The sequence below is a fragment of the Streptomyces sp. NPDC036813 genome (genome assembly GCF_055609245.1).
The window spans coordinates 131,757-154,215 of sequence record NZ_JBVJPV010000001.1 but is presented as its reverse complement, the minus strand read 5'-3'; the positions used below and the strand labels follow the sequence as shown (position 1 = coordinate 154,215).

Below are 22,459 nucleotides of genomic sequence, written 5' to 3'. Positions count from 1 at the left end.
CGTGACCAACGGTGACCTGTTGCCCCACCGTTGCCTCTAATGGTTCGATGCAGGAACACCATTAGATCTCATGGGGGAGGGCGTACGACCGTGCTCGTACTCGCACACATCAGCGATCTCCATCTCGACGGGACCGCCCGGGCCACGCGCCGCGCCGAGCAGGTCCGCGACCGGCTGTGGGAGCTGCCTGGCCGGGTGGACGCCGTGCTGGTCACCGGGGACATCGCGGACCACGGGGCCGAGACGGAGTACGAGGAGGCGGCCCGCATTCTCGGCCTGCACGACGGCTCGGCCCCCGTCCCGGTGCTCACCTGTCCCGGCAACCACGACCGCCGCGCCGCCTACCGCAAGGCGCTGCTGGGGCTGGAGGCGTCCGGCGAACCGGTCAACAGCGTGCGTGTCTTCGCCGGGGGCGCGGTTCTGATGTGCGACTCCAGCGTTCCGGGGCGGGACGAGGGGGCGCTGGAGCCGGCGACGTACGACTGGATCGAGGCGACGCTCGACGAGCTCGGCGGGCGCCTTCCGGTACTGCTCGCCTTCCACCACCCGCCCGTCGCGCTGCACCACCCGCTGCCCGACTCCTATCGGCTGGGGGCACCGGAGGCGCTGGCCGCCCTGCTGGCGCGGCGGCCCGAGATCGCCGGCCTCGTCACCGGGCACGCGCATTCGGCGGCCGCCACCACCTTCGCCGGGCGGCCGCTGGTCGTCGGGCCGGGCGTGACGTGGACCCTGCGGCTGCCCTGGGAGGGCGAGCAGGTGGCCGACCGGGACGCCCCGGTGGGCCTGGCCTTCCATGTGCTGGACGATGCCGGGCGGCTCACCAGCCACTTCCGCGTGGTCACGTGACGATGCCCGGCACGGCGGTCAACTGCTCGTATCCGCCGCTGCGGTGGCGGACCGTCAGCACGAGCGAGGTGCCCGGACGCGTTGCGACGACGAGCCGCCCCAGGTCGGCGGCGGAGTCGACGCGGCTCCGGCCCACGGCGAGGACGACGTCCCCGCGGACCAGGCCGGCCGCGTATCCGGGGCCCGGGACGTGTACGCCGACGACGAGGGCGCCCGCTTTCTCGCCGTCCATCACCTCCACGCCGAGTGACGCCCGTACGGGGCCGGGGGAACCGGCGGGCGTGGGGGTGCCCGCGGGTGTGGGAGCCGGGCTCGAGGCGCCGCGGGAGGGGGCTTTGCCGGAGGGGCGGGCAGGGCCGGGTGCGGCGGCGTGTCCTTGCAGGTCGGCGAGTTTGCCCAGGCCGATCACGGTGGCGCCGACGGTGCCGAGCCCGACGCCGGTCAGGAGCAGGACCGCCCCGACGAACAGGCTGAACAGCCAGGTGGTGAGCCGCCGGCCGCGGCGCCGCGCGGCGTGCGGACGCCGGGGCTGTCCCGCGGGGCGGGCACCGCCGGGGTCGCGGCCCGGCATCGGCTTGGGACGCAACGCGGTGTGTTCCATGGTTCGCCTCCGGCCGGTGATCTACCCGGCGCACCGGCGCGGAACGTGCCACGAAAGAGTGAGACTGACCCGGCGTCAACGGCGGGAAGGCAGGCCGCCCGGGCCGCGCTCGCGCCGGCTCACGGCCGTGTCCCGAGGGCGTCCGCCAGGGCCGCCGCCGCACCCCGCGGGCGCCCCGCGTACAGCAGTTCCGTCCGGTGCACGAGCCGGGGGCTGCCAACCGGCACGCCGACCGCCCCGGGCGCGGCCCCGGCCGCCGTACGGGGCAGCAGGGTCAGCCCGTGCCCGGCGGCGGCCAGCGCGGTCAGGGCGCGCACGTCGGTGCCCTCGTAGCGCAGGGAGGGGCGGAAGCCGTGGCCGCCGTGCGCGGCCCGCAGGTGGGCGAGCGGCAGGCCCGCGTCCGGCGCGTCCAGCCACCGCGCGTCGGCGAGGTCGTCCAGCCGCAGCTGCGGGCGGCGGGCCAGCGGGTGCGCCGCCGGCAGCAGCACACACACGGGCTCCTCCCCCACGCCGTACGCGGTCAGGGGCGCCACGTCGGGCAGCCGGAGCGGGTCGCTGGGCGCGGCGAGACCGTCGGCCAGGCCCAGGTCGGCCGCGCCGGTGGCGACCGCCGCGGGGACCGCGTCGCGGGGCAGCACCCGGACGGTGACGCCCGCGCTCGGCAGTGCCGCCACGACGGCCGGCCCGAGCGCGGTGGCAGTGGCCGCGAGGGTCAGCCCCTGGTCGGGGGCGGCCGCGATGCGCTGTACGTCGGCGCGGGCGGCGTCCAGGCGCAGCAGCAGGCCGCCCGCGTGCTCCAGCAGCCGCTCCCCGGCCGTGGTCGGGGCGACAGGGCGGCGGGTCAGCAGCGGAGCACCGAGGTCCTGCTCCAGCGCCGCGATGTGCTGGGAGACGGCCGACTGGGTGTAGCCCAGGTCGCGGGCCGCCTCCGAGAAGGAGGCGAGGCGGGCGACGGCGACGAAGGTGCGCAGCAGGTGCGGGTCCATGCCGCCCAGCATGGCATCAGCGTTCCTTATGGATGGTGAAGGGATCATCGTTGGACGTGAACCAGGGCGCGAACCGAGGATGAGGCCCATGACCGACACCATCAGCCCTGTCGCGAAGGTCGCCCTGGTCGGCGACCGGTCCCCCGACGTCGTCTCGCACACCCGCATCCCCGAGCTGCTGCACGCGCTCGCCGCACACGACCGGCTCGTCCTGGACGCCTACTGGATCCCGTCGCAGGACGCCGTGGCCGAGGGCGCCGTGCGCGGCTTCGACGCCGTATGGGTGGTGCCGGGCAGCCCGTACCGCAGCGAGGCGGGTGTCCTCGCCGCGATCCGCGCCGCGCGCACGGAGGGCATCCCGTTCCTCGGCACGTGCGGCGGCTTCCAGCACGCGCTGCTGGAGTTCGCCCGGGGCGTCTGCGGGCTGACCGGGGTCGCGCACGCGGAGAACGACCCCGACGCCGACGACTTCCTCATCGAGCCGCTGGCCTGCTCACTGGCCGGTCACGAGGACACCGTCGTCCTGGAGGCGGGGTCGCTCGCCCAGTCGGTGATCGGCGCGGAGCGGACGGTGGAGCGCTACAACTGCCACTACGGCCCCTCCCGTCACCTCGACACCCTGCGGCAGCACGGGCTGCGCTTCAGTGGTCACGACACGCAGGGGCAGATCCGCATCGCCGAACTCCCGCACCACCCCTTCTTCCTGGCCTCCCTCTTCCAGCCGGAACTGTCCGGCGACGGCTCGCACGCGCACCCGATGATCCGGGCCCTGGCGCGAGCCGCGGTCGACCATGCGGCCCGCAGGACCCGTCAACCCGCGTGACGTGCGGTCCCGATGAGGGACACGCGCCTCAGCGGGGCGACGAGCGGCCGCGGGGCGGCACGGAGTCACGCCGAGCGGCGTTGTCAGTGGGTCCTGTTACGTTCTGTGACATGACCGATCACGCGCTGCGGAAGCTGCGGGACACCCCGCGACTGGCCGAACTGGCCGCCTTCCCCTTCGACTTCGACGTGGACCGCGCGGCTCACGGCCATGTGGAGCCGGTGCGGCTGGCCTCGGGCGGTCCCCTGACCGTGGTGGCCGGGGACGACACGGGCGGCACCTACTTCGTGTGCGGCGACGGCTGCGTGCTGCACGCCGACTCCGAGGGCGGGGCGTGTCTGATCGGCACGAGCGTCGACGAGGCACTCGAGGTGGTCGTCGGGCTCGCCGACTGGGGCGCGTTCGCGGATCTGACGCCCGAGGACGGCGAGGAGCGGATCCTCGCGCGCAAGGCGAAGGTCGAGGAGGAGATACGCGAGCACTACGGCATCGACGACGAGCGCGAGGAGCTGCTCGCCGGGCTCGGCCTGCCGCGGCGCTCCCCGATGGAGCTGGTGGCCGTGCTGCACCGGGCGCTGACGCGCACGGAACCCGACCATGTGCTGCTCAACGCCCATGAGCTGAACGCCTACCGCTTCCTCCACGACCACGACGGCCTTCCGCCGCTGTGGGAGTACCTGGGCGTCGGCACCCAGGGGTACGCGGACCCGGCCGCGCAGCCGACGGCGACCTGGACCCGTCCGGTCCTCGCCCGGGGCGGCACGGAGGAGGTGCGGGTCGCCCTGATCCGCCGCCTGGACGCCTTCGTCACGAACCAGAGCCTGCTGGGCGTACCGGGGGCGCCCGGGCGGCTGGACCCCTCACCGCTGCGGGAGCTCGCCGAGGAGTTCGAGCACCTCGGCGACCTCCCCCAGGCGCTTCGCGCACAGCGCCTGTACACCGCGCTGCAGGACACCCCGCAGGAGCTCGCGGCCGCCACCGCGATACGCGACCGCCTGGAGGAGCGGGTGCGCCGGGCGCCCCAGGTACCGGTCGTCGGCTGAGCGGCAGGGCACGCGCGTGCCGGTCGTCTGCTGAGCGGCAGGGTGGGCCCGGCGGCGGCGTCAGCCGAGCGCCGGCACGGCGGGCGGCCGGTCGGGCAGGAAGCCGTGGGCGCGGCGGGCCAGCCACTCGGCCTTGTAGCGGTCCACGCTGCGGTGCCAGTTGAGGATGCCGGCCATCCAGTTCTGCAGGTCCGTGACATAGCCGCGCATGGCCGCGCGGGTCTCGGCGGTCAGCGCCAGGTCGTCGTACAGCACGGGCAGTTCGTGCGCGGCCACATGCTCGAACTGCTCCATGCGCTGGGTCATCAGGTCGTGGACCACGCCGAGCGCCTGCGGATAGTCGCAGCCGAAGAAGTTCTGCACGACAAGGATCGCGTTGTGGATCTCCCCCTCGTACTCGATCTCCTTCTGGTAGGAGAAGACGTCGTTGAGCAGGCACGCGTAGTCGACCGCGGCGTTCTCCAGGGAGCGCACCGGTCCGGTGGCGTACACCTCGGGCGGCACGGCGGGGCCGTACCCCGTGCGGCACAGGCTGAGAGTGAGGTCGGCACCGAAGGTCCGGCGGCGCATCTCCAGGTAGTCGACCGGGTCGGGGACGCGGTTCTGCAGCTGGTTGGACAGCTCCCACACCCAGCTCTCGGTCATCACGTCGACGGACGCTTTCATCGTGCGCCGCTGCTCGGGCGTCATCCGGGCCGTGGTGCGCGCCCACAGGTCGACGAGGCCGCGCTCGAGGGCGTTGGCCGGGGCGAGCGGTTCCCCGCCGTCGACGGGCATGCACGCCGACAGCCGGGCGGTGGTCAGCCGGGCGCCGGCCAGGTCGCGGCGGTGGCCGTGGAAAAGCGGGTAGTAGTCGTCGCCGTAGGTGCCCCAGGCGAGCCACCGGGCGCTGAGGTCGAGGGCCTCGGGGGTGGCGTCGGGGTCCAGGCCGGCCGAGCACAGGGCGAGGTCGTAGGCGCGGAGCTTGTCCTCGTCCCAGACGCCCTCGCTCAGGATGCCCATCGCCCGGCACCAGTCGACCAAGCTCACACGCGTTCGGTCCAGATGCGGGCTGAGTGCGAGCGGGAAGGGCATGTACAGGTCGGGGATGCGGGACGGTCCGACCTTCTGGAAAGGCACGTTCCGGTAGGCGCGCAGCCGGTCCTGGGCGGCGGAGGCGAGCAGCGCGCCCACGTCGGCGGCGGAGGTGCCGCGCCCGGTCAGGGCCTGCCACGGCGGGTCGGTCCGGGCGCCCTTGTTCATGTAGCGGCTGGAGCGCATGTGCCACTCGTGGCCGCCGGACTGCCAGTCCTGCAGCCCCTTGGTGTAGGCGGCGACGGCGGCGACCTCGGCCGGGGTCAGCCCGTGTTCCAGGGCCAGCGGGGGCACCTCGGTGAGCGCCGTGTGCTCGAACTGGTGCAGCCGCGAGGTGAGGATGTCGTTGACGATGTCGGCGGCCTCCTGGGTCGTGCAGCCGAAGAAGGTCTCCAGCACGAGCACGCCGTTGCTGTTCTCGCCCTCGTCCTCCACCTCGCGCTGGTAGGAGAAGAGGTCGTTGCGCAGATGCACGGCGTCGGAGAACGTCTCCATCAGCACCCGCAGCGGCCGCGCGAGCGCCACCGACTCCGGGACCTCCGCCGCCGCGTACTCCACGAGCCCGGCCGACCAGGGCGCGCCGCCCACCTTGCGGCGCATCTCGATGTACTCGACCGGGTTGGCGATCCGGCCCTCGTTGATGTTGGACAGCTCCCACATCGACTCGTTGAGCAGATGCTCGGTGGCGACGGAGAAGCGGCGCCGCCAGTCGACGGACATGGACGGCACGGTGCGCTGCCACAGGTCCTTGAGCCCGGCCTCCACCGGGTTCTCCGGCGCCGGCACCTCCGCGGCGGTGTCCAGCGGCATGAACAGGGGCAGCCGGTCGAGGTGGGCCTTCCCGGCGGCGCGGTCCTGGGTGCGCTTGAACATGTCCAGGAAGTGGTCGTCGAAGAAGAACACCCACACGTACCAGTCGGTGATCAGCGACAGGGCGGGCCCGTCGCAGTCGGGGTGGGTGTAGGCGCAGAGCAGCCCGTAGTCGTGCGCTTCCAGGTCGGACTGCTCCCAGATCCCCGACCCCTCCAGCATGCCCATCTCGCGCGCCCACAGCGTGGAGTGCGCCCGGGCCTCCTCCAGGTGCGGGTTGAGCCGCGCGGGATACGGCATGTAGAAGTGCGGGAGTGCGAACGGCTGCGTCATGGCCGGGCCCTACCCAGGGCCCTCGGGAGGCATCCGGACGGGCGGACATGATCACACCATCGCGTGAACCAGAGCCCGAACAGGCCCGAACGAGCCATGGAGTTGCCCCCTCACGCCCCTGGACGCCGCGCGGCCTTGCGTCCACCGTGGTCGCATGACGACGTTCACGCTCCCGCACGAGCTGCTCGGCGACGGCGCCCACAAGGTGTTCGCCGTGCACGGCTGGTTCGCCGACCGCTCCGCCTTCGCACCCGTACGCGCCGACCTCGACAGCGCGTCCTTCACCTATGCCCTGGTCGATCTGCGCGGCTACGGCGGGGCGCGGGACGCCGACGGCCCGTTCACCACCGGGCAGGCCGCCCGGGACCTGGTGGCGCTGGCCGACCGGCTCGGCTGGGACCGGTTCTCGGTGGTGGGCCACTCGATGGGCGGCGCGGTCGGGCAGCGGCTGCTCCATGTCGCCCCGCACCGCCTGCGCCGGCTGGTCGGGGTGTCCCCCGTGCCCGCCTCGGGGCTCGCGCTGCCGCCGCAGCAGTGGGAGCTGTTCGCGGACGCCGCGCACCGGCCGGAGAACCGGCGCACCATCATCGACATCACCACCGGCGGACGCCGCCCGGCGGCCTGGCTGGAGCGGATGGTCGAACGCTCGCTGGAGCGCAGCGACGACAAGGCGTTCCGGGCCTGGCTGGACTCCTGGGCCGGGGAGGACTTCCACGCCGAAGTGGAGGGTGCGGAACACCCCGCGCTCGCCGTCGCCGGGCAGCTGGACCCGGCACTCTCGGCGGACCTGCTGCGCCGGACGTGGTGCGCCTGGTATCCCCGCGCGGAGGTCCACGAGCTGCTGGGCGCCGGACACTACGCCATGGACGAGACACCGCTGGAACTGATCCGCGTCGTCGAGGACTTCCTACGGGCCGACGACCCGCAGCACGGCAGCGCCACGCGGGACGACTCACAGGACGGCGACGGCACGCGGGACACGAACGGCCCCCGCGCCGCGGACGCGGCCGGCGAGGGCGAGGACGCGTGACCGCGCCCACCGCGCCACCCGTGCCCGACGTGTTCGATCCCCGGCAGTACGCGGACGGCGTTCCGTACGCCGCCTACCGCGTACTGCGCGACCACCATCCGGTGGCCTGGCAGGCGGAGGCGGAGGTGCTGGGCTGGCCCGCGGGCCCAGGGTTCTGGGCGGTGACCCGGCACGCGGACGTGGTGCGGGTGCTCAAGGACGCGACGACGTACTCCTCGCACCTGGGCGCCACCCAGATCCGCGACCCCGACCCTGAGGATCTGCCGTTCATCCGGCGGATGATGCTCAACCAGGACCCGCCCGGGCACGGCAGGCTGCGCCGCCTGGTCAGCCGGGCGTTCACCCCCGGCCGGGTCGAACGCTTCACGCACGTCGCCCGGGACCGGGCCCACAAGCTGCTCGGCCGGGCGTCGGCCGAGGCCCCGGCCGGCGGCGGCGCCGTTGATCTGGTGGCGGCAGTGACCGACGACTACGCGCTGCTCAACCTCACCGATCTGCTGGGTGTACCCGAGAGCGACCGCGGGCTGCTGCTGCACTGGACGCAGCGCGTCATCGGCTACCAGGACCCCGACGAGGCAGGCCCGGCCGTGCGGGACGCGGCGGGGCGCCCGGTGAACCCGCGCTCACCGGCGATGCTCGGGGACATGTTCGCGTACGCCCGGCAGCTCGCCGCGTACAAGCGCCGCCATCCGGCCGACGACATCATGACGACCCTCGCTCACGACGCCGAACTCACCGGGCCGGAGCTGGAGATGTTCTTCTTCCTGCTCACGGTCGCCGGCAACGACACCGTACGCAGTGCGGCCCCCGGCGGCCTGCTGGCGCTCGCCGGGCACCCGGAGCAGTACGAGGCACTGCGCACCGGGAAGGCCGGTCTCACCACGGCCGTGGACGAGTTGCTGCGCTGGCACCCGCCGGTGCTCACCTTCCGCCGAACCGCGCTGCGGGACACCGAGCTGGCCGGGCGGCGCATCCGCGCGGGCGAGAAGGTGGTCGTCTTCCACGCCGCCGCCAACCGCGACGAGCGGGTCTTCGCCGAGCCCGACCGGCTGGACCTCTCCCGTTCCCCGAATCCGCATGTGTCGTTCGGGAACGGCCCGCACGTGTGTCTGGGCGCGCACTTCGCGCGGCTGCAACTGCGGGTGCTGTACGACGAGGTGGTGCGGACGCTGCCCGTACTGCGCACGGCGGGGCCCGAGAAGCGGCTGGTGTCGAACTTCATCAACGGCGTCAAGGCGCTGCCGGTGCACACCGGTTGAGCGCCCCTCGCACCCTCGGCCCGCGCGTCACCGCCGGACCTGGATCAGCGCATGCGTACCACTGGTCCGCCATCCTGGCCCCTCGGCCGAGTCGAGCGCGGCCACGGTGGCGGCGTCGAGTCCGGTCACCACGTCCGACTTCAGGGTGCGCAGAGCGGCGACCGGCCCCGGGAAGTGGGCGGTGACCTCGGCGAACGCCGTGGTGGCGGGCCACATCCGGTCACCGACCAGGCGCCGGTAGTTGAGGTCGCCCTTGACCACGGTCACGGTGCAGGCGGCGAACTCGGCGCGCAGGTCGGCGGGCATCAGCCCGTACGGCAGCGGACCGGAGGAGAACGGGTGGGCGCGCACGGCGAGGGTGCCGTCGGTCATGGCCTGCCACAGCCGCCGTCCGTGTTCTCCGGCCGCGCCCGGGGCGGCGGTGAGCCGGCGCAGGGCGTCGACGACATCGGCGGTGGTGGCGTCGGAGACGTAGTACGGATGCGGTTTGACGTGCAGCAGGACGCGCGCGACGTGGCCGTGGGCGAGCAGGTGGGAGATCAGCAGCAGGTCAGGGACGAGTTCGCGGCCGGCGTTGTCGGCGACGAGGCAGAGGGTGCCGTCCGCGCGGCCGGGCGGGAGCAGCGCCCACAGGGCCGCGCTGTCGTCGGCGAGCAGGGCCGGGGTGGTGTCCCGGGCGGCACCGGCGGCCGTCTGGAGACGGAAGCTCAGGTCGGCGCGGTTGCCCCACAGGGAGCCGTGCAGCAGGGCGGTGGCCTGCTCGTCCGGGGGCAGGCCGGCGAGCCGGTCGAGCGCGGCGAGTTCCTCGTCGGTCTCAGGGGCGTCGAGTTCGGCGCGTTTGGCGGGCCGGAACGGGTCGATGCCGCGCCAGGGGCCGTCGCCGAAGTAGCCGACGGCCTCCAGGAGCAGGCGGTAGAAGTAGCTCTCCGACCACAGCCACGGCACGTCGAACCAGGACCGGCCGGAGTACGTGCGAAGTCCCCAGGCCAGCCAGCGGTCGCGGTCCGGGGCGTGGGCCGGGAGCGGTTCGATCACGCCGTCCGCGCACTGGGCGAGCAGCGCGTCGAGGGCGGCGTGCAGGTCGGGGCCGTAGGGGAAGGAGTCGCGGACCTGCCGGACGATCGCTGGGTGCCGTTCGGCGAGCACGCTGTGCGGGAAGGAGCCGGGCTCGTCGGCGCGCAGCTCCGGGGGCTGCGGGGTGTCGGGCATGCCGCTCACCGTACCTCCGGCCCCCGGCCGGGCCGTACGCGCCGCACACCGTGCCGCCGGGTGCCGGCGGTCCGGCACTGCGACGGCTCGGCAGTCCGGCACTGCGACGGCTCGGCGGTCCCGCACTGCGACGGCTCGGCACTCCGGCATTCCAAGGGTCACGCACTCCCGCCGGGGGCCGGTGTCAGACCGCGGCCGCCGCGGTCTCACGCTCCAGGCGGGTGACGAGCGTCAGATAGCGCGGGCGGCGCGGTACGGGCACCAGGCCGCGGATGAGAAGGTGCCACATCTCGGCCATCCGGCGGGGCAGCCGGGTGACGGGCTCCAGGGAGCGGCCGACGACTCGGGTGCCGACGAAGAAGGAGACCAGGGAGTGGGTGACGGCATCGATGTCGACGTCCGGGTGGAGGTCGGACTCGCGGACCGCGCCGCGCAGTCGCCGGGAGACCAGCTCGCGCCACTCGGTGAAAGGGTGACGCAGCGGCGGGCGGACCGGGACGGAACCGGTGGCGAGCCGGAGACCGGCCCGGGCGATCGGGCCCTCCAGGGACAGCCGGGCGAAGCCGAAGGTGATGCGCATCAGGGCTTCCAGGGACGGATAGCCGTGAGTGTCGACGTCACCGGCGACTTTGCGGGATGCCTCGGACTGGATCTCCAGGATGGCGTGGGCGAGGTCTTCCTTGGCGGCGAAGTGGAAGTAGAGGGCGCCTTTGGTGACCTTGGCGTGCTCGACGATGTCGCTGAGGCTCGTCGATTCGTAGCCCTGCCGGTCGAACAGGTCGGCTGCGGCGGTGAGGATCGTCGCGCGGGTCTGTTCGGCGCGTAACTGCCTCGGCATCGACAGGTCACTCCTGGGGGTACGGAAGAGAGAACGGACCATGCCGTTTGTTTACGGGGTACTCACTCCCCGTACATGCTAGCTCACCGGCCACCCGAGCCCACACGGCCCCAGATCTGCACCGGCCCGAGCCCCGACGCGAGCCCCGGCTCCCGCGCAGAGCACGGAAGACACAACCGCCCTCAACTCCCTCTGACCGCACGGTATTCCGTAGCAGAAGAGAAGGGGGCGGCATGCCCACGCATGTGCCGCCCCCAAGCTGATACCCACTCAACTCCCGGTCGAACATCGCCGGAAGTACGGGGCGGAAGGTCTGTTTCCGGGCCGCTCAGCCCAGCCCCACCGACTTCAGCCAGGCCTGCGCCACGTCGAGCGGGTCCTTCTTGTCCAACTGGACCTGGGCGTCCAGGGCGAGCAGCGTCTTCGTGTCCAGCTTGGCGGAGACGGCGTTCAGCGCGTCGACGCCCGGCTGCGGCAGGCCCTTCTTGTAGACGAGGGGCTGCACGTTCTGGAAGCCGAAGAGGTTCTTCGGATCCTGCAGGACGACGAACTTCTCCTTCTGGACGGTGGGGTCGGTGGAGAAGAGGTCCGCGACCTGGACGTTGTTCTGCTTCAACGCCGCCTGGGTCAGCGGGCCGCCCGCGTCGAGCGCCTTGAACGACTTGAACTCCAGGCCGTACACCGACTTCAGGCCCTCCAGGCCCTGCTGCCGCTTCTGGAACTCCGGCGAGGCGCCGACGACCAGGTCTCCCGCGATGTCCTTGAGGTCGGCGATGGTCGAGGAGGACGTGAGGTGGTACTTGGCCGCCGTTTCGGCGTTGACCGCCAGCGCGTCCTTGTCCTCGGCCGGAGAGGGCTGCAACAGCGTCAGCTCCGGGTCGAGCTTGGCCGCGATGGCCCGGGTGGTCTCCTCGGCCGTCTTCGGCGTGGCCTTGCGGTCGAGATAGGCGAGCAGCGCGCCGTTGTACTCGGGCAGGACGGTGAGGGAGCCGTTCTTGATCAGGCCGTACGTCGTCTCGCGGGTGCCGATGTTGGGCTTGTAGGTGACCTTGACGCCCTTGGCCCGCAGGGCCTCGCCGTAGATGTCGGCGAGCAGCGTGGACTCGGGGAAGTTGTTGGAGCCTACGACCACCGTCTTGCCGTCGGAGTCGTTCTCCGCGAGCGGGTTGTCACCCTTGCTGTCGGAGGAACACCCTGCCAGCAGCACGGAGGTCGCGGCGAGCACGACGGCGGCGGCGAGGGTCCTGCGGGCCTTGCGGTGCTGGGCGGTAGTAGTCACCCACTGATCCAATCCAGCCACTTCTCCTCCGTCAAGGGCATTTGTGTTACCAATGCGCTTCGTCACGGCGCCCGTTGGGGGCGCCCTCTCAGCCCCGTCGGCGCACCCCCGGCGACACCGCGTAGCGGCCGGCGGCCCAGAACAGTGCGAGGGTGACGAGGGCCAGCCCGGCCACCAGGGTGGCGCCGCCGACGACCTTCTCGTAGTCGTGCTGGTACAGGCCGTCGATGACGTACCGGCCGAGCCCGCCGAAGCTGACGTACGCCGCGATGGTGGCCGTCGAGACGATCTGGATGGCCGCCGAGCGCAGACCGCTCAGGATCAGCGGGAGCGCGACGGGCAGTTCGACCCGCAGGAGGATGCTTGTCTCGGGCATGCCCATGCCCCGTGCCGCGTCCACCGGGGACGGGTCGACGGAGCGCACCGCCTCGTAGGTGGTGACGAGGATCGGCGGGATCGCGAGGACCACCAGCGGGATCATCACGGGCAGCAGCCCGAAGCCGAGCAGGATGAACATCAGCACCAGCAGGCCGAAGCTGGGCAGGGCGCGGGCGGCGGTGGCGATCAGTGCGAGCGCGTTGCCGCCCCGTCCGGTGTGCCCGGTGAGCAGCCCGGCCGGCAGTCCGACGGCGGCGGCGATCACCAGCGCGAGCAGCGAGTACTGCACGTGTTCGCGCACGCGGGTGGGGATGCCGTCGTAGCCGTGCCAGTGCGAGCTGTCGCTGAAGAAGGCGTTGACGAAGTGGAGGATGTTCACCGCGCGGCCTCCTCGGTCGCTGACACCGCCGGTTCGGGGCGCGGTCCGGCGACCGAGCCGGTGCCGCGCGGCATCCAGGGCGTGAGCAGCAGGCGTACGGCGACGAGGACGGCGTCGGCGAGGACGGCGAGGACGGCGGTGCCGATGACCGAGAGCCACACCAGCCGGGGCTGCTGGTAGGTCATGCCGTCGTTCAGCAGGTTGCCGAGGCCGCCCTGGTTGCCGATCAGCATGCCGACGCTGACCAGGGAGATGCTGGAGACCGTCGCGACGCGCAGCCCGGCGAGGATCGCGGGCACCGCGATCGGCAACTGCACGGTCAGGTAGCGGCGCACGGGCCCGAAACCCATGGCGGTCGCGGCGTCCAGGGTCTCCTGCGGCACCGAGCGGACGCCGTCGACGACGGCCGGGACGAGGACCACCAGGCTGTAGAGGCCGAGCGGGATCATCACGGTCGTCTCGCTCTGGCCGGTGTAGTCGATCAGGAAGACGATGAGCGCGAGGGAGGGGACGGCGTACAGCACGGTCGCCGCCCCGAGCACCGGCGGGTACAGCCAGCGCAGCCGCACGCACAGCTGGGCGAGGGGCAGCGCCACCAGCAGCCCGGCGAGGACCGGGATCAGCGCCTCGCGCAGATGCATGCCGACCAGGCCGAGGTAGGTGTTCTGCAGGTCGCTGGGGAGGTGGAACAGCCCGTTCACCGCAGGGCCTTCGGTGCGCTCGGGGTCTGGGCGTGGGCGGCCCGGATCGCCGCCCCGATGGCCTGCTGCGACACGACACCGCGTACGCGCCCGGTGTCGTCCACGGCGACGGCCCAGCCGGTCGGCGACAGCACGGCGCAGTCGAGCGCGGCTCGCAGCGAGTCGGTGCCGGCGACGAACGGCCGCCCGTAGGGCAGCAGCCGGGCCGGGTCGACGCTCCCGGCGGTCAGCTCACCGGGCTCGCCCCAGCCGAGCGGCCTGCCGTCGGCGTCGGTGACGAGGAGGTAGGGCGACTCGCCCCCGTCCGCGGCGGCGATCTGCTCCGCTGCGGCGTCCAGGGCGACGACCGGCTCCGTGAGCAGCCCGAGGCCGGCGGAGGAGAAGAAGGACAGGCGCCGGATGCCGCGGTCGGCGCCGAGGAAGTCCTCGACGAAGGCGTCGGCCGGGTGGGACAGCAGCTCGGCGGGCGGCGCGTACTGGGCGAGCCGGCCGCCGGTGCGCAGGACGGCGACCATGGTGCCGAGTTTGACGGCCTCGTCGATGTCGTGAGTGACGAAGACGATCGTCTTGCCCAGCTCGTCCTGCAGGCGCAGCAGTTCGTCCTGGAGGCCCTTGCGGACCACGGGGTCGACGGCGGAGAACGGCTCGTCCATCAGCAGCACCGGCGGGTCGGCGGCGAGCGCCCGTGCGACGCCGACGCGCTGTTGCTGGCCGCCGGAGAGCTGGTGCGGGTAGCGCCGGGCGAGCGAGCCGTCGAGGCCGACGCGCTCCATCAACTCCCGGGCCCGTTCACGGGACTTGGCCTTGCCCCAGCCGAGCAGGCGCGGGACGGTGGCGATGTTGTCGACGATCGTGCGGTGCTGGAAGAGCCCGGCGTGCTGGATGACGTATCCCATGGACCGGCGCAGGGTGTGCACCGGCTGCTGCTGGAGGTCGGTGCCGTCGAGAAGGATCCGGCCCTCGCTGGGCTCGACCATCCGGTTGATCATCCGCAGAGTCGTCGTCTTGCCGCAGCCGGAGGGGCCGACGAGGACGGTGATCGCCTTCTCGGGTATCTCCAGCGTGAGCCGGTCGACCGCCACCGTGCCGTCCGGGTACCGCTTGGTGACTGATTCCATCCGTATCAAAACGCCGAACGCCCTTCGGTTTGGCAGCACGTGCCTGGCGGCGGGCGCCTTTCCGTACGTGCGTACGGACGCCCGCTGCCGGGAGAGTCTAGACGTCGTGAACTTCCCTACCCCGGAAGGCCGCTGTTATGGACCGGTGAACGGTGCCGCCTTTGGCCCTGTCCGGCGGGCCAAGGCGCGGGCAGGGTGGGACACCTCGCCCTTCTCGCGGAGGTTTCCTTTGAGCGTCACGTTCCTGCTGACCACCCTGGTCGTGGTCGTCACTCCCGGCACCGGCGTGGTGTACACGCTGGCCGCCGGGCTCACGCACGGCCGGCGGGCCGGTGTGGTGGCCGCGTTCGGCTGCACCCTCGCCACCCTGCCGCACCTGCTGGCCGCGGTGACCGGACTGGCCGCCCTGCTGCACGCGGGCACCGTCGCCTTCACCGTGGTGAAGTACCTCGGTGTCGCCTACCTGCTGTACATGGCGTGGGCGATGCTGCGCGACAGCTCGGCCCTGGTGGTCGACCGGGAGGCCGCACCGCGCTCGGCCTCCCGCCTGATCGGCTCAGCGGTCCTGGTCAACCTGCTCAACCCCAAACCGGCCCTGTTCTTCCTGGCGTTCCTGCCTCAGTTCGTCGCGCCGGGCGACGTGGGGGCGATGCTCCGGCTGGGCGCCGTGTTCATGGCCCTGACCTTCGTCGTCTTCACCGCGTACGCCCTCGGCGCCGCCGCGCTGCGGGAGCGGCTGCCGGAGCGGCCCGGACTGCTGACGGGGATGCGCCGGGGTTTCGCCGCCTGCTTCGTCGCCCTGAGTCTGCGGCTGGCGGTGGCGTGAGCATGCGTTTCCGGCACGCGGACGCGATCTGGTCGGCCCACCCGCGGCTCGCCGCCGGCGTGCTGTACGCCGACGGGGTCGACGCCCGCGTGGACACGGGCCCGCGGGCTGCCACCCACACCGCCCGGGCCGCGGCCCGCCTGGCCGGGGCCCCGGAGGGCGAGTTCCCGGAAGTGGCGGCCTGGCGCCGCACGTACTCCCGGCTGGGTCTGCGACCCACGCAGTACCGATGCGCCGCGGAGTCGCTGCTGCGGCGGCTGCGCAAGGAGGGCGGCCTCCCGCGCATCCATCCGGTGGTGGACCTGTGCAACGCGATCTCAATGGCCCACGCCGTCCCGGTCGCCGCGCTCGACGCCGACCGCATCGCCGGCCCCCTGCTCGAAGTACGGCCCGCCCGGGGCGACGAGGTGTACACGGCCTTCGGCGGCGCCACGGAGCATCCCGCGCCCGGCGAGGTCACGTTCGTCGACTCAGCCGGACGTGCGCACGCCCGCCGCTGGACCCACCGGCAGAGCGGGTACTCCGCCGTCGGCCCGGACACCCGCCGCATCCTGGTGGTGACCGAGGCGATGCACGACGGCGGCGCGCAGACCGTGCGGGCGCTGCTGAAGACGGTCGCGGAGGAGCTCGCCGCGCACTGGCCGGTCCTCACCACGGACGCCGTACTCACCGCCGGGGAGCCGGAGTTCGCCTTCGGAGGCTGAACGGCACGTGACAGCATGAGTGCGATGAACGCAGCGCCTGGCGGCTCCGACTTCCTGCAGCTGGACATCGGTACGGCACCGGCCGGGGGCAAGGCTCAGTGGCTGACCGAGCGCCTGCGCCGGGCCATGGCCGACGGCCGGCTCACGGTGGGCAGCACGCTGCCGCCCACCCGGGTGCTCGCCGCCGAACTGCGCGTCTCACGAGGCGTGGTGACGGAGGCGTACCGGCGACTGGCCGAGGACGGCCACCTGGAAGGACGGCGGCGCGGTGGCACGGTCGTGGTCGCGGTCCCCCACGAGCGCGTACGTGGCGAGACCCCCGGCACGGCCGGCCCGGGCACGGCTCCGTTCACCGGCGAACCGGGCCCGGAGGTCTTCGACGCGCTGCGCGCGGCCCCCGCCCCGTTCGACTTCACCCCCGGCCGGCCCGACCTGACGGCCTTCCCGCGCGCCGCGTATCTGCGCGCCGAACGGGCGGTGCTCGCCGGGCTGTCGGCCGACGGCCTCGGCTACGGCGACCCGCGTGGCACGCTGACCCTGCGCCGGGCCGTGGCCGACTGGCTCGCGCGCAACCGGGGGGTGCGGGTCGCACCCGACGACGTACTGATCGTGGCCGGGACCGCGCAGGCGCTCACCCTGCTGCACGCCGTCCTGCGAGCCGACGGCATCGACGCCGTCGCGCTGGAGGACCCCGGTTCGCTCGGCTCCCGCCAGCATCTGCGCAACGGCGGGCTGGCCACACCCCCGGTACCGGTGGACGAGGCCGGGATCCGCGTCGACGCCCTGCGCGCCTCGGGCGCCCGCGCGGTCCTGCTCACCCCGGCCCACCAGTTCCCCACCGGGGTCGTCACGAGCGGCGAACGCCGCCGTGAGCTGCTGCGCTGGGCGCAGGACGGCGGGCTGATCCTGGAGGACGACTACGACGCCGAGCACCGCTACGACCGGTCGCCGGTGCCGGCGCTGCGCGAGCTGCTGGCCGACCGCGTCTGCTACATGGGCAGCGTGTCGAAGCTGCTCGCGCCCGCACTGCGGATCGGCTGGCTGATCCCCCCGCCCGCCTACCGGGGCGCCCTCACCACCGCGAAACGCTTCACCGACCTGGGCAACGCGGTGCTCCCCCAGCTCACCCTGGCCCGGCTGATGGACTGCGGGGACCTGGAACGCCACCTCCGGCTCCTGCGCGGCCGTCACCGCCGGCGCAGGGACACGATGATCGGCGCCCTGGCCGCCCACCTGCCGGGCGCGGTGGTGCACGGTGCGGCAGCCGGCCTGCACCTGACGGTCACCTACGCCGCGGACGTCCCGGACACCGACCTGGCCCGGGTCGCACTCACCCACGGCGTCAAGTGCCACCCCCTCTCCTGGCACCGCCAGCGTCCCGGCCGCCCCGGCCTGGTCCTCGGGTACGCGGCGACACCGACGGGAGTGATCACGCAGGGAGTGGCGGGGCTGGGCAGGGCACTGCGCGAACTGAGCTGACGTCTACTCCCCGCCCCGCCCCCGCGGCCGGGCCCCCAGCACCGCCACGTCGTCCTCGGCATGCCGTGCGTCCATCCGGACCAGAACGGTGTCCAGAATCTCCTCCAGGGTGGCCCCGGCAGGGAACCGCACCTGCGCCAACCGCTCCAGCCCCCGGTCGATGTCCTCCCCGCGCCGCTCCACCAGCCCGTCCGTGAACAGCAACAACGTGTGGCTGCTGTCCAGGTCGTAGGTGGCGGACTCGTACCCGCCGAGCCCGGTCCCGAGCGGCGGCCCGACGGGCAGCGGCAGCAGTCGGCTGCCGGCGCCCTCGTCGATCACGACCGGCGGCAGATGTCCGGCCCCGGCCAGCGTGACCTGCCCGCGCGCGGGATCGACGCGGGCGATCAGGCACGTGGCGGGCCGCATGTCGGGCTCCCCGGCGGCGAGGTCGTCCATCTGCCGCAGTACCCGGTGCGGCGGCAGATCGGTGGCGGTGATCGACCGCAGCGAGGAGCGGTACGCGGCCATGTCGACGGCGGCCTCCACTCCGTGGCCCATGACGTCGCCGACGACGAGCAGGGTCCGGCCGAAGGGTAGCCGCACGGTCTCGCACCAGTCGCCGCCGACCAGGGCACGCCGCCCGGCGGGCAGATAGCGCACGGCGACGTCGAGGTTCGGGTGCGGCCGTCCCGGCTCGGCGAGCAGCGCGCGCTGCAGGTCGCCCATGGTGCGGCTGACGCGCGCGTATTCGTCGGCGTGCCGCAGATACGGTCCGACGGGTGCGGCCAGCAGCGCGAGCAGTTCCGCCTCCTGCGAGGTGAGGGGCGGCGCCGACCGGGCGCACACCAGGACGCCGTACGTCTGCTCGGGCGTGGCGAGCGGGAGGCAGACGACGGCCCCAGCGAAGACCGCTCCCCGCAGGAGCGGCCCGCCCTCCCGCACCGCCTCGGTGATCCGGCGTACGTCCGGCAGCGCGTCGGCGTCCCCGCTGATCGCCTCGTACCCGGAGACGGTCCCACCGGTGATCCGGACGACCGCCGCCGTGCACCCGGCGAACACGCTCGCGGCGTGGGTCAGCTCCGCGCAGGTGAGGTCCGCGTCGAGCGTGGTGCCGACCCGGGTCAGCAGCGACCGCAGCCCGGCGAGCCGCCGGTCGGCGGCGCCGGTGCCCCGGGCGGTCGCGGGCCGGCCCGGGGAGGCCGGCCGGCCGAGCGCTCTGATCCGTCGCACAACGCTGAACACGATCAAATCGTGACAGCGCCCGCCCGGCCACGCACAACCGGGATCATCACGGGCCCCCGTCCCCTCCCACGCGCACGACCGCCAGGGTGATGTTGTCCGGTCCGCCCGCCTCGATGGCCGCGCGCCACAGCTCGAAGGCTGCCCGGCCGTCGTCGCTCTCGCGCAGCACCGCCTCGAGCACGTCCTCGGGCACCGGGTCGGTCAGCCCGTCGGTGCACACGAGGTAGCGGTCGCCGGGGCGCAGGGGCACGGCGGTGACGTGCGGCCGGACGTCACGGTGGGCGGCGGAGCCGCCCAGGCACTGGGTGACCAGGGACGTGGTGCGCTGACCGGGTTCGAGGGGCGGGCTGTCGTCGACGCTCACCTGGCGCAGCCCGTCGGAGGAGGTCGAAAAGACCCGGCTGTCGCCGACGTTGAAGACGAGCACCGAGTCGTGCAGCAGGACCAGACCGGCGACGGTCGTGCCCATGGCGGTGAGGTCGCTGCCCTCGGCGGCCTGGTACACGGCGCGGTTGCAGTCGTTCAGCGTCTCCCGTACGGCGTCCTCGTCGTCCAGCACGGGCCCGGCCCGGGCGAGCAGGCGGGCGACGAGGGCGCTGGCCACGTCACCGCCGGGGTGACCGCCGAGCCCGTCGGCGACGGCGACCACCACGGGCGAGCGCAGCGGGAAGACCAGCGTCTGCGGGCTCTCGGTGACGGTGGCGCACAGGGTCCACGGTCCGGCGACGAGACTGTCCTCGTTGCGTTCACGCAGCAGCCCCGGATGGCTCAGCGCGCTGACGGCGACGTACGGCATGCAGGTCCACCGCCTTCCCGCTTCGGACCATGCCGGTCTGCGCCGGCCGTGGGCCGGGCCTTCCTTGTCAGTCTAGGTCGGCCCGGTGACGCGCTCAGCCCTCCTCGGGCTCCAGGCGCAGCGCGATGCTGTTGATGCAGTAGCGCTGGTCGGTGGGGGTCGGATAGCCCTCCCCCTCGAAGACGTGCCCGAGGTGGGAGCCGCAGCGGGCGCAGCGCACCTCGGTGCGGACCATGCCGTGGGAACGGTCCTGCACCAGCTCCACCGCGTCGGTGTCCTTCGGGTCGTAGAAGGACGGCCAGCCGCAGTGGGATTCGAACTTGGTCTGCGAGGTGAACAGTTCGGCGCCGCAGGCCCGGCAGGAGTAGACGCCCTTGGTCTTGGTGTCCGTGTACTCACCGACGAACGCGGGCTCGGTGGCGGCCTGGCGCAGCACCGCGTACTCGGCGGGGGTCAGCTCCGCGCGCCACTGCTCGTCCGGCTTCTCGACGTCGTACGACATGTCGGCCAACCCCTTCACTTCTGCGCGAGACGGTCCAGGATGCGCGGTCCGAGGTCCGTGACGTCGCCCGCGCCCATGGTGAGAACGAGATCGCCGGCCTGTGCCATTCCCGCGACCACGTCCGGCACCTCCACCTTGTCGTGGACGGCCGTGACATCGGCGCCCGCGGCGCGCGCGGCCTCGATGATCAGCTCGCTGGTGATGCCGGGGATCGGGTCCTCGCGGGCCGGGTAGATGTCGAGGACCACGGAGGCGTCGGCCAGGGACAGCGACTGGCCCATCTCCTTGCCCAGCTCCTGCGTGCGCGAGAACAGGTGCGGCTGGAAGACGACGAGGATGCGCGCGTCTCCAGCGGCTGCCCGCATGGCCTCCAGGTCGGCGGTCATCTCGGTGGGGTGGTGGGCGTAGGAGTCGATGACCTGGACGCCGGCCGCCTCGCCCTTGAGCTGCAGGCGCCGCTTGACGCCCGTGTACGCGGCGATCGCCGGGGCCAGCTCGGCGGCCGGGATGCCGAGGGCGGCACCCGCGGTGAGCGCGGCGACCGCGTTGAGGGCGTAGTGACGCCCCGGGACGGAGACCTCGAAGGTCAGCTCCTGACCGTCGAGGACGACCGTGACCTGGCTCTTGAGGCCCTGCGGGACGATCGACAGCACGCGTACGTCGGCGTCCTCGGCCTCGCCGTAGGTCACCACGCGCACGTCCTTGACGCGCCGGGTCAGCTCACGCGCGCCCTCGTGGTCGGCGGAGATCACCAGCGTGCCGCCGGGCACGATCTTCCCGGCGAAGGTCTCGAAGGACTCGTAGATCTCGTCCATCGAGGCGTAGTTGGCGTGGTGGTCCAGCTCGACGTTGAGGACGATGGCGACCTCGGGGGCGTACTTGTGGAAGCTGCGGTCGCTTTCGTCGGCCTCGGCGACGAAGATCTCGCCGTCGCCGTGCAGCGCGTTGGAACCGGGCGCGTCGAGGTCGCCGCCGATGGCGTACGACGGGTTCAGACCCAGTGCGGTCAGGGAGACCGCGAGCATCGACGTGGTGGTCGTCTTGCCGTGGGTGCCGGCGACGGCGATCGGGCGCAGGCCCTCCATCAGCGCGGCGAGCGCGTCGGAGCGGTGCACGACCGGGACGCCCAGCTCGGCGGCGCGCAGCAGCTCCGGGTTGTCGCCCCGGATCGCGGAGGAGACGACCACACAGCTCGCGTCGTCGGCGAGGTGCTCGGCGGCGTGCCCGATGTGCACGGTCACGCCCAGCGCGCGCAGCGCCTCGGCGGTGGCGGAGTCCTTGGCGTCGCTGCCGGCCACCTTGGCGCCGCGCTGCGCGAGGATCTTGGCGATGCCCGACATCCCGGCGCCGCCGATGCCGATGAAGTGCGGTCGGTCCATGGCGGTAGGAAGGCCGGGTGCCATGCGTTCTTCTCCCAGATACGGTGCGGACTGGAGCGTGCCTAGCCTATGTGCTCAGGCACCGGGCTCCTTGCAGCGCGGGCCACCGGTCCGACGCAAGGGGCGCGGGGAACTGCGCGACCAGCCACAACGAGCCCGCACCCGGACAGGCGCCGCGCCCGAAACGGCGCGGACCGGCCACACCCGCGGAGCGCTACGCCTTGCTGTGGGAGAAGAGCTTCAGTACCGGCACGCCCACCTTGTGCCGCGCCCGCGAGGCCCAGTCACGGTGGAAGAACTCCTCCACGTAATGCGGATCGGTGAGCACGATCACCTCGTCCGCGGCGATCTCCTCCACCAGCGTCCGCAGCGCGTCCAGCGGGTGGTCCTCGACGAGCCGGCCCTCGGCTGCGCTGCCGGACGAGCGCAGGGCGGTCAGGGACACGTCCAGGGCCTGCCGGCCGACGCTCTTGGCCTCGTCGCCCTCGGGTGTCTCACCCTCGCGGGCGGCCACGTCGATCTCGCCGAGCGCGATGTCGTCGATGGCTCTCAGCAGCCGGTCGGCCTGGTCGCCTCTGGGCTGGAGCAGGACGTGGAAGGTGACCGGCTCGTCCCCGTGCAAGCTGGTGACGAACTCCACGTCGGCGGACGTCAGGGCCTTCTCGATCATCAAAACGCTTGTGAACACCAGGCGCCCCTTCTGCTGCGGGGGCCCGGGCCCCCTGTCCTCCGTGGGCCGTACCAGGCCCTGCGGAAACCATCCTGCCCCGTGATCGCACGGGTACTGCCGGATTTAGTGTGCCCGCCCGGAGGGAAACGGAACGACTGATTCCGTTGATGTC

General features: G+C 72.9%; 22 protein-coding genes. 8 read left to right on the top strand and 14 right to left on the bottom strand.

Annotated features, from left to right (window positions below; genetic code table 11):
- Positions 1 to 90: 90 nt before the first annotated feature.
- The gene (locus ACZ67Q_RS00600; RefSeq protein ID WP_471174705.1) at positions 91 to 846 is read left to right on the top strand and encodes a metallophosphoesterase; all 756 of its coding nucleotides are present in this window, start codon (positions 91 to 93) and stop codon (positions 844 to 846) included.
- Here the strand turns inward: ACZ67Q_RS00600 and ACZ67Q_RS00595 are convergent.
- Together ACZ67Q_RS00595 and ACZ67Q_RS00590 are read right to left on the bottom strand one after the other, a co-directional pair.
- A complete protein-coding gene (locus tag ACZ67Q_RS00595; protein WP_471174703.1) occupies positions 839 to 1,447 on the bottom strand; it encodes a PDZ domain-containing protein in 609 nt (202 codons plus the stop codon). The genes ACZ67Q_RS00600 and ACZ67Q_RS00595 overlap by 8 nt on opposite strands.
- A 119-nt stretch (positions 1,448 to 1,566) precedes the next feature.
- Positions 1,567 to 2,433 (bottom strand): LysR family transcriptional regulator, encoded by an 867-nt coding sequence (locus ACZ67Q_RS00590; protein ID WP_471175959.1) that lies wholly within the window; start codon positions 2,431 to 2,433, stop codon positions 1,567 to 1,569.
- 88 nt (positions 2,434 to 2,521) lie between these two features.
- On the opposite strand from ACZ67Q_RS00590, the gene ACZ67Q_RS00585 reads away from it, so the two are divergent.
- Positions 2,522 to 3,256 carry a CTP synthase C-terminal region-related (seleno)protein gene (locus ACZ67Q_RS00585; protein ID WP_471174701.1) on the top strand — a complete coding sequence of 245 codons (735 nt, stop codon included), beginning with the start codon at positions 2,522 to 2,524 and terminating at the stop codon, positions 3,254 to 3,256.
- Positions 3,257 to 3,366: 110 nt separating this feature from the next.
- Entirely contained in the window at positions 3,367 to 4,299 is a 933-nt protein-coding gene (locus ACZ67Q_RS00580; protein WP_471174699.1) for a hypothetical protein, read from the top strand.
- Between the two features lie 60 nt (positions 4,300 to 4,359).
- On the opposite strand, the gene cyc2 is transcribed toward ACZ67Q_RS00580, so the two are convergent.
- On the bottom strand, positions 4,360 to 6,516 hold the full coding sequence (gene cyc2 / locus ACZ67Q_RS00575; protein WP_471174697.1) for a germacradienol/geosmin synthase Cyc2: 2,157 nt from the start codon (positions 6,514 to 6,516) through the stop codon (positions 4,360 to 4,362).
- A 154-nt stretch (positions 6,517 to 6,670) separates the two neighbouring features.
- Here cyc2 and ACZ67Q_RS00570 point away from each other — a divergent pair, with 154 nt between their 5' ends.
- On the top strand, positions 6,671 to 7,546 hold the full coding sequence (locus ACZ67Q_RS00570) for an alpha/beta fold hydrolase (protein WP_471174695.1): 876 nt from the start codon (positions 6,671 to 6,673) through the stop codon (positions 7,544 to 7,546).
- The gene (locus ACZ67Q_RS00565) at positions 7,543 to 8,805 is read left to right on the top strand and encodes a cytochrome P450 (protein ID WP_471174693.1); all 1,263 of its coding nucleotides are present in this window, start codon (positions 7,543 to 7,545) and stop codon (positions 8,803 to 8,805) included. Before ACZ67Q_RS00570 ends, ACZ67Q_RS00565 begins: the two co-directional genes overlap by 4 nt.
- Before the next feature lie 27 nt (positions 8,806 to 8,832).
- On the opposite strand, the gene ACZ67Q_RS00560 is transcribed toward ACZ67Q_RS00565, so the two are convergent.
- The 6 genes from ACZ67Q_RS00560 to ACZ67Q_RS00535 all read right to left on the bottom strand — a co-directional run bounded on the left by ACZ67Q_RS00560 (position 8,833) and on the right by ACZ67Q_RS00535 (position 14,716).
- On the bottom strand, positions 8,833 to 10,014 hold the full coding sequence (locus ACZ67Q_RS00560; protein ID WP_471174691.1) for a damage-control phosphatase ARMT1 family protein: 1,182 nt from the start codon (positions 10,012 to 10,014) through the stop codon (positions 8,833 to 8,835).
- Between the two features lie 184 nt (positions 10,015 to 10,198).
- Positions 10,199 to 10,852, bottom strand: a complete 654-nt coding sequence (locus tag ACZ67Q_RS00555) for a ScbR family autoregulator-binding transcription factor (protein WP_471174689.1) — start codon at positions 10,850 to 10,852, stop codon at positions 10,199 to 10,201.
- A 328-nt stretch (positions 10,853 to 11,180) separates the two neighbouring features.
- Positions 11,181 to 12,131: an ABC transporter substrate-binding protein gene (locus ACZ67Q_RS00550; RefSeq protein ID WP_471174687.1), complete on the bottom strand. Its 951-nt coding sequence runs from the start codon at positions 12,129 to 12,131 to the stop codon at positions 11,181 to 11,183.
- A gap of 88 nt (positions 12,132 to 12,219) precedes the next feature.
- A complete protein-coding gene (locus ACZ67Q_RS00545; protein WP_471174685.1) occupies positions 12,220 to 12,888 on the bottom strand; it encodes an ABC transporter permease in 669 nt (222 codons plus the stop codon).
- On the bottom strand, positions 12,885 to 13,589 hold the full coding sequence (locus tag ACZ67Q_RS00540) for an ABC transporter permease (RefSeq protein ID WP_471174683.1): 705 nt from the start codon (positions 13,587 to 13,589) through the stop codon (positions 12,885 to 12,887). The genes ACZ67Q_RS00545 and ACZ67Q_RS00540 overlap by 4 nt, the downstream gene beginning before the upstream one ends.
- Positions 13,586 to 14,716 carry an ABC transporter ATP-binding protein gene (locus tag ACZ67Q_RS00535; RefSeq protein WP_471174682.1) on the bottom strand — a complete coding sequence of 377 codons (1,131 nt, stop codon included), beginning with the start codon at positions 14,714 to 14,716 and terminating at the stop codon, positions 13,586 to 13,588. The genes ACZ67Q_RS00540 and ACZ67Q_RS00535 overlap by 4 nt, the downstream gene beginning before the upstream one ends.
- A gap of 220 nt (positions 14,717 to 14,936) precedes the next feature.
- Between ACZ67Q_RS00535 and ACZ67Q_RS00530 the strand changes: the two genes are divergently transcribed.
- Genes ACZ67Q_RS00530 through pdxR form a run of 3 tightly spaced genes read left to right on the top strand, consistent with a single transcriptional unit; the run spans position 14,937 to position 17,716 of the window.
- Complete coding sequence (locus ACZ67Q_RS00530) at positions 14,937 to 15,533, top strand: LysE family translocator (protein WP_471174680.1); 597 nt, start codon at positions 14,937 to 14,939, stop codon at positions 15,531 to 15,533.
- Positions 15,534 to 15,535: 2 nt separating this feature from the next.
- Positions 15,536 to 16,237 carry a B3/B4 domain-containing protein gene (locus ACZ67Q_RS00525; RefSeq protein WP_471174678.1) on the top strand — a complete coding sequence of 234 codons (702 nt, stop codon included), beginning with the start codon at positions 15,536 to 15,538 and terminating at the stop codon, positions 16,235 to 16,237.
- 24 nt (positions 16,238 to 16,261) lie between these two features.
- Positions 16,262 to 17,716: a MocR-like pyridoxine biosynthesis transcription factor PdxR gene (pdxR, locus tag ACZ67Q_RS00520; protein WP_471174676.1), complete on the top strand. Its 1,455-nt coding sequence runs from the start codon at positions 16,262 to 16,264 to the stop codon at positions 17,714 to 17,716.
- Positions 17,717 to 17,719: 3 nt separating this feature from the next.
- Here the strand turns inward: pdxR and ACZ67Q_RS00515 are convergent, their stop codons facing one another.
- The 5 genes from ACZ67Q_RS00515 to ACZ67Q_RS00495 form a co-directional block, all read right to left on the bottom strand.
- Complete coding sequence (locus ACZ67Q_RS00515) at positions 17,720 to 18,940, bottom strand: PP2C family protein-serine/threonine phosphatase (RefSeq protein ID WP_471174674.1); 1,221 nt, start codon at positions 18,938 to 18,940, stop codon at positions 17,720 to 17,722.
- 46 nt (positions 18,941 to 18,986) lie between these two features.
- Entirely contained in the window at positions 18,987 to 19,736 is a 750-nt protein-coding gene (locus ACZ67Q_RS00510) for a PP2C family protein-serine/threonine phosphatase (protein WP_471174672.1), read from the bottom strand.
- A gap of 94 nt (positions 19,737 to 19,830) precedes the next feature.
- Positions 19,831 to 20,238: a peptide-methionine (R)-S-oxide reductase MsrB gene (gene msrB / locus ACZ67Q_RS00505; protein ID WP_471174670.1), complete on the bottom strand. Its 408-nt coding sequence runs from the start codon at positions 20,236 to 20,238 to the stop codon at positions 19,831 to 19,833.
- Between the two features lie 14 nt (positions 20,239 to 20,252).
- A complete protein-coding gene (murC, locus tag ACZ67Q_RS00500) occupies positions 20,253 to 21,641 on the bottom strand; it encodes a UDP-N-acetylmuramate--L-alanine ligase (protein WP_471174668.1) in 1,389 nt (462 codons plus the stop codon).
- 190 nt (positions 21,642 to 21,831) lie between these two features.
- Entirely contained in the window at positions 21,832 to 22,305 is a 474-nt protein-coding gene (locus ACZ67Q_RS00495; RefSeq protein WP_471174667.1) for an indole-3-glycerol phosphate synthase, read from the bottom strand.
- Positions 22,306 to 22,459: the final 154 nt, after the last annotated feature.